A 6,401-nucleotide genomic window follows, 5' to 3' on the forward strand; every position below is an offset into this window, starting at 1 on the left:
CAGCTTGGTAGAGTACTTGGTTTGGGACCAAGGTGTCGCAGGTTCGAATCCTGTCTTCCCGATTCATTACAGAGATATGTAAGCGTATCTTTTTTTGTTTAACTAGATATTATATACATTAAGAGAGAATCAGTTTGCTTCTCTCTTTTTTTATTGGCTCATTGTTAACTGTAGTGGGTTGAAGAAAAGCTAAGCTCGAGAAAGGCCACATTTTGTCCGTTCTTTTTGATATTTAGGGAGATAAAAATCCGTTTTTGAAGTTTACAAAGTTTCGGAAACCAAAGGCATTTCGTTTGATTAGTTTGATGAGATTATTAGTCGCGTCCAGTTTGGCATTTGAATAGGGGAATTGAAGGGTGTTGACGATTTTCTCTTTGTCCTTTAGAAATGTTTTAAAGACAGTCTGAAAAAGGGGATGAACCTCCTTTAGATTGTCCTCAATGAGCCCGAAAAATTTATCCGGTTCCTTATTCTGAAAGTGAAAAGGCAAGAGTCATAGAAATGATAGTGGTGTTTCAAGTCTTCTGAATAGCTCAAAAGCTTGTCTAGAATTTCTTTATTAGTTTGGGCACGCACACAACTCATAGCACGGCTCATGTGTTGGACAATAATATGGAAACGATCCAACACGATTTTAGCGTTTGGGAGTGAAACAGTCTGGGAGACTGTTTCAGCCTGAGCCTAGAAATTCGAAAGCGAAGCTGTTTAACCAAGTCATTATAAGGACTAAACAGATCCATAGTAATAATTTTTACCTGACAGCGAACAGCTCTATGGTAGCGAAGAAAGTTATTTCGGATGATAGTTTGTGTTCTACCCTCAAGAACAGCTATGATACTGAGATTATCAAAATCTTGCTCAATGAACCTCATCTTCATCTACCGATTGAAACAGTCACTCACCTGACTGTTTTAACGTCCAAGGGCATAATTTCAGGCAAATGGCTAAAGTTACACTCAAAGTGAAAGTCATTGAGCTTACGAATGACAGTTGAAGTTGAAATGGCTAGCTGATGTGAAATATCGGTCATAGAAGTCTTTTCAATCAGCTTTTGAGTAATCTTTTGGTTGATGATACGAGGGATTTGGTGATTCCTCTTGACGATAGAAGTCTCAGCCACTATCGTTTTTGAACAGTGATAGCACTTGAATCGACGCTTGCTAAGCAGAATTCTAGCAGTCATACCAGTCGTTTCAAGGTAAGGAATCTTAGACAGTTTTTGAAAGTCATATTTCTTCATTTGACTTCCCACAATGAGGACAAGATGGGGCATCGTATTCCAGTTTAGAGATGATTTACTTGTGGGTATTCCTATTGATAACAGCTAAATTCCCAAACTAAGTTACACCGCTAGTAAAAGTGGAAGTTACTTTGAGAAGTTACCCTTATTGATAGCATCCATAATTTGGATATTAGGATCTTTAATATCGAGTAGTTTTGTGATAAAGTGTAGTTGTTCCATATGATTCTTTCTAATGAGTTGTTTGGTAACTTTTCATTATAGATCTTATGGGACTTTTCTATTGCCACTTTTTTCTTTTTTCCTTTCGTGTTACAATAAAGGTATGAATCAGTATCAGAAAAAGATTGTTAAAGGAACAATTTATTCGCTCCTATCCGGCTTAATCTGGGGAATCTGTGGAATTTTAGGAGAATATTTCTTTACTTATTATCAAGTGTCCTCTGGCTGGATTACCTCTATGCGTTTGACACTGGCAGGGAGTCTTGTGCTCATTTGGTCTGCAGTGCAATTAAAATCGCAAGTGCTAGATATTTGGCGAGATAAGAAAAATTACCTGCCCTTTTTAGCTTATTCTATTTTGGGGATTTTTTCAGTTCAGTATTTTTTCTATCTCTGTGTAGAATACTCAAATGCAGCTACAGCAACTATTTTACAGTTTATCAGTCCTGTCTTTATCCTCTTTTACAATCGTTTGGTTTATCAAAAACGAGCGTCAAAAAGCGCTATTTTCTATGTTTTGGTTGCCATGTTGGGTGTTTGCTTGATGGCGACAAAAGGGGATCTCTCTCAGTTATCCATGACGCCACTGGCCCTTATTACAGGTTTGCTGAGTGCCATGGGGGTCATGTTTAATGTTATCCTACCTCAGCCTTTCGCTAAGAGATATGGTTTTGTACCCACGGTTGGGTGGGGGATGATTTTGGCCGGTTTATTTAGCAATGTCCTCTCGCCGGTTTATCAGCTTTCCTTTGTTCCTGATATTTGGAGTATTTTGATTTGTCTCATTATCGCTTTTTTTGGGACAGCTTTTGCCTTTTTTATTTCCATGAAGGCTGTTTCCTTGGTTTCTCCTCTGGTTGTTTCCGTTATCAGTGCCAGTGAACCTCTCTCTTCTGCTCTCTTGAGTGTTTTGTTTTTAGGCTTGGTAGTGGATTGGTCCCTCCTTCTAGCTATGGCCTTGATTATTTTGCCCATGATTTTCCTATCGATAGAAGAAGCGAAAGAAAGTAAATAAAAAGTCCGTTCTTAATTCTAAAAGTGTGCTATACTAGAATAGTCAATAAAACACGGGGAGATAGTTGTGAAGAGTGTTTTTAGCTTGTATCGGTAGGAGCTTGCTTTTACCGACAGCACGTTTTATCTCACATCCCTAAAAATCATCCCTAAAAACAAACAAAAAAGCTTCAAATTTGAGGCCTTTTTTGGTAGAATAGGTATCATTAAAATGAACTAGGAGGCGCCTATGACTGCTACAAAAATGAACGCACAAGAAATTATCCAATTTATCGCCAATGCTGAGAAGAAAACCAGTGTAAAAGTAACCTTTGAGGGAGAACTTGCAACTGCTGTACCTAGCTCTGTTGTCAAACTAGGGAATGTCCTATTTGGAGACTGGAAGGATGTAGCTCCTCTTCTCGATGGCTTGGTAGAAAATCAAGACTATGTTGTTGAGCAAGACGCTCGTAATTCTGCAGTTCCCTTGCTAGATAAACGTGCTATCAACGCTCGTATTGAGCCGGGTGCGATTATCCGTGATCAGGTTGAAATTGGTGACAATGCTGTTATCATGATGGGAGCAGTTATCAATATCGGTGCTGAAATTGGTGCAGGAACCATGATTGACATGGGTGCTATCCTTGGTGGCCGTGCTATCGTGGGGAAAAACAGTCACGTTGGTGCAGGTGCAGTTTTGGCAGGTGTGATTGAGCCAGCTAGTGCTGAACCAGTCCGTGTCGGAGACAATGTTCTCATCGGGGCCAATGCAGTGGTTATCGAAGGAGTTCAAATCGGTAGTGGTTCAGTTGTCGCGGCAGGAGCTATCGTTACCCAAGATGTCCCAGAAAACGTGGTGGTAGCAGGTGTTCCAGCTCGTATCATCAAAGAGATTGATGCCCAAACTCAACAAAAAACAGCGCTAGAAGATGCGCTTCGTACCTTGTAATTGTAAATGAAAAATAGAGGCGGAACTCTTTTCTAGCCTCTTTCTGCTATATAGGAGGACAGATAGATGTTAGATTTGATTCAGACTAGACGAGATTTGCACCAGATTCCAGAGATTGGCTTGGAGGAGTTCAAGACTCAGGCTTATTTGCTGGATGTGATTGAGAAATTGACTGCGGGCAAGGATTTTGTCCAAGTTCGAACTTGGAGGACAGGGATTTTGGTTTATTTGCAGGGAAGTCAGCCAGAGCGTACCATTGGTTGGAGAACAGATATTGATGGCCTGCCTATTGTCGAACAAACAGGTCTTCCTTTCGCTTCTCAGCACCAAGGTCGTATGCACGCTTGTGGCCATGATTTCCACATGACTATTGCTTTGGGCTGTCTTGAGCGAGCCCTTGAAGAGCAACCTAAAAATAATTTGCTCTTCCTATTTCAGCCTGCTGAAGAGAATGAAGCTGGTGGCATGCTCATGTATGAGGATGGCGCTTTTGGAGATTGGTTACCAGACCAATTTTATGGACTCCATGTCCGTCCAGATTTGAAGGTTGGACAGATTGCGACCAATACTCATACACTCTTTGCAGGAACTTGTGAGGTGAAAATCCGTTTCAAAGGCAAAGGTGGCCACGCAGCCTTTCCACATGAAGCTAATGATGCCTTGGTGGCTGCTAGTTACTTTGTGACCCAAGTACAGTCAGTGGTTAGCCGCAATGTTAATCCAATCGAGGGAGCAGTGGTGACCTTTGGTCTTTTCCAAGCCGGAACAACCAACAATGTCATCACAGACACAGCCTTTTTACATGGAACTATTCGGGCTTTGACACAGGACATGAGTCTCTTGGTGCAAAAGCGGGTCAAAACAGTTGCAGAAGGAGTTGCAGCAGCCTTTGATATGGAAGTCGAAGTGGAACTCAAGCAAGGTGGTTATCTGCCTGTTGAGAATAATCCAGCCTTGGCGCGTGAACTGATGGACTTCTTTGAAGAAAAAGAGGGAATCGAGTTGATTGATATCGAACCTGCTATGACAGGTGAAGACTTTGGTTATCTCCTTTCAAAAGTTGATGGCGTTATGTTCTGGCTAGGTATTGATAGTCCCTACGCCCTTCATCACCCTCAGATGAGTCCTAAGGAAGAAGCCTTAGCTATTGGGGTGGACGCGGTCTCTAGTTTCCTGAAAAAGAAGGCAGCAGAGTAGAGGGGTTGTCTATGAAATCGGAATTACGTAAGCAAGTCTTGCAAGAAATGAAGGCTTTATCTCAAGAACAAAAACAGGCTATAGACCAAGCTTTAACAGAACGACTTTTACAACATCGCTTCTACCAAGAAGCCAAGGTCATCGCAAGCTACCTCTCTTTCCCTCATGAGTTTCAAACGCAGGGATTGATTGAGCAGGCGCTGAAGGACGGCAAGAAGGTTCTGATACCCAAAACTTATCCCAAGGGGCGCATGGACTTTGTAGTCTATAATTCGCAACAACTGGTCAAAACTTCCTTTGGATTACTGGAGCCACAGGGAGATTTGGAAGTGGTGGATGCCTCTCAGATTGATTTGATTCATGTTCCTGGTCTGGCTTTTACGACGAAAGGATATCGGATAGGATACGGTGGAGGCTATTATGACCGTTATCTGAAACATTTTTCTGGTCATAGTTTGAGTACGGTTTATCCTTGTCAAATTCAGGACTTTATACCTGAAAAGCATGATATTCCTGTTGAGGAGGTATTAATTGATGAAGGAAATCTTTGATAGACGTTACCCTGTGACGAGTTTCTTCCTCTTAGTGACGGCCTTGGTATTTTTACTAATGTTGGTCACTGCAGGCGGAAACTTTGACAGGGCAGATACATTATTTCGATTTGGAGCCATGTATGGGCCAGCTATTCGCCTCTTTCCTGAGCAAATTTGGCGTCTCTTTTCAGCCATTTTTGTTCATATTGGTTGGGAGCATTTCATTGTTAATATGCTTTCCCTTTATTATCTTGGTAGGCAAGTAGAGGAAATTTTCGGATCCAAGAAGTTTTTCTTTCTCTATCTTTTATCAGGAATGATGGGCAATCTCTTTGTTTTTGTATTTAGTCCCAAATCCTTAGCAGCAGGAGCCTCTACCTCTCTTTATGGGCTATTTGCCGCGATTATTGTTCTTCGCTATGCAACGCGTAATCCTTATATCCAACAGCTAGGGCAATCTTATCTGACACTTTTTGTGGTTAACATTATTGGAAGTGTTCTGATTCCAGGAATCAGCCTAGCAGGCCATATCGGGGGAGCAGTTGGTGGAGCATTTCTAGCAATTATCTTTCCAGTCCGAGGAGAAAGACGGATGTATAGTACTAGCCAGAGGTTAGGAGCGGTAGTGTTATTCGTAGGACTCGCAGTGTTGCTTTTCTACAAGGGAATGGGATTGTGACGACTAATATGTAAACTTGAATAAGAAAAAAAGCTACTTGAAAAATGAGTAGCTTTTAATGTGTTTTGGAACCATTCGAAACAACACAGCTCTAAAACTTCTCGGTAGCCCTTTCTCTGCAGTCGCCGGTTTTGGAACCATTCGAAACAACACAGCTCTAAAACTATTTCTTTGTAATTACAGGTAAATTATAAGTTTTGGAACCATTCGAAACAACACAGCTCTAAAACTTGATTGAAAGTGTTCCCGGTGACCATCCAGTTTTGGAACCATTCGAAACAACACAGCTCTAAAACTCCAAGGGGGCACACCTGTACCAAAGTTTTGTTTTGGAACCATTCGAAACAACACAGCTCTAAAACGATTGTTAGTGTATACCCAGATAGTGTTTGGTTTTGGAACCATTCGAAACAACACAGCTCTAAAACTGAAGATATTACTTGCTACTAGCTTGTTAGGTTTTGGAACCATTCGAAACAACACAGCTCTAAAACGTAACGTGTCCCCAAACTCAAACGTTTCAGAGTTTTGGAACCATTCGAAACAACACAGCTCTAAAACAAGGCATTAGATACCTCCTGACAAGTC

5 protein-coding genes, 1 pseudogene and 1 CRISPR repeat array are annotated in these 6,401 nt (G+C 41.3%); of the genes and pseudogenes, 5 read left to right on the plus strand and 1 reads right to left on the minus strand.

Features of this window, described 5'->3' with window-relative positions; all coding sequences use genetic code 11:
• Positions 1 to 189: 189 nt before the first annotated feature.
• Positions 190 to 1,462 (minus strand): annotated as a pseudogene (locus ADH52_RS10955) (transposase).
• Positions 1,463 to 1,565: 103 nt separating this feature from the next.
• Between ADH52_RS10955 and ADH52_RS04585 the strand changes: the two are divergent.
• The 5 genes from ADH52_RS04585 to ADH52_RS04605 all read left to right on the plus strand — a co-directional run bounded on the left by ADH52_RS04585 (position 1,566) and on the right by ADH52_RS04605 (position 5,813).
• Positions 1,566 to 2,477 (plus strand): DMT family transporter, encoded by a 912-nt coding sequence (locus ADH52_RS04585; RefSeq protein WP_049510369.1) that lies wholly within the window; start codon positions 1,566 to 1,568, stop codon positions 2,475 to 2,477.
• 228 nt (positions 2,478 to 2,705) lie between these two features.
• Complete coding sequence (gene dapD / locus ADH52_RS04590) at positions 2,706 to 3,404, plus strand: 2,3,4,5-tetrahydropyridine-2,6-dicarboxylate N-acetyltransferase (protein ID WP_000127443.1); 699 nt, start codon at positions 2,706 to 2,708, stop codon at positions 3,402 to 3,404.
• 66 nt (positions 3,405 to 3,470) lie between these two features.
• Positions 3,471 to 4,601 (plus strand): N-acetyldiaminopimelate deacetylase, encoded by a 1,131-nt coding sequence (locus tag ADH52_RS04595; protein WP_049510371.1) that lies wholly within the window; start codon positions 3,471 to 3,473, stop codon positions 4,599 to 4,601.
• Between the two features lie 11 nt (positions 4,602 to 4,612).
• Positions 4,613 to 5,152, plus strand: a complete 540-nt coding sequence (locus tag ADH52_RS04600) for a 5-formyltetrahydrofolate cyclo-ligase (protein WP_049510373.1) — start codon at positions 4,613 to 4,615, stop codon at positions 5,150 to 5,152.
• Positions 5,136 to 5,813, plus strand: a complete 678-nt coding sequence (locus ADH52_RS04605; protein WP_049510375.1) for a rhomboid family intramembrane serine protease — start codon at positions 5,136 to 5,138, stop codon at positions 5,811 to 5,813. The genes ADH52_RS04600 and ADH52_RS04605 overlap by 17 nt, the downstream gene beginning before the upstream one ends.
• 62 nt (positions 5,814 to 5,875) lie before the next feature.
• A CRISPR array of direct repeats spans positions 5,876 to 6,374; the repeat unit is 36 nt; unit sequence GTTTTGGAACCATTCGAAACAACACAGCTCTAAAAC.
• The last annotated feature ends 27 nt before the right edge of the window (positions 6,375 to 6,401 follow it).

Origin of the sequence: Streptococcus pseudopneumoniae (assembly GCF_001072665.1) — a bacterium.
GTDB classification, from domain to species: Bacteria; Bacillota; Bacilli; order Lactobacillales; family Streptococcaceae; genus Streptococcus; species Streptococcus pseudopneumoniae_S.

Bases quoted from the DNA above. Each gene is read 5' to 3' on its own strand.
- ADH52_RS04605 (WP_049510375.1), top strand. From the start codon at position 5,136: ATGAAGGAAATCTTTGATAGACGTTACCCTGTGACGAGTTTCTTCCTC.
- ADH52_RS04585 (WP_049510369.1), top strand. From the start codon at position 1,566: ATGAATCAGTATCAGAAAAAGATTGTTAAAGGAACAATTTATTCGCTC.
- ADH52_RS04595 (WP_049510371.1), top strand. From the start codon at position 3,471: ATGTTAGATTTGATTCAGACTAGACGAGATTTGCACCAGATTCCAGAG.
- dapD (WP_000127443.1), top strand. From the start codon at position 2,706: ATGACTGCTACAAAAATGAACGCACAAGAAATTATCCAATTTATCGCC.
- ADH52_RS04600 (WP_049510373.1), top strand. From the start codon at position 4,613: ATGAAATCGGAATTACGTAAGCAAGTCTTGCAAGAAATGAAGGCTTTA.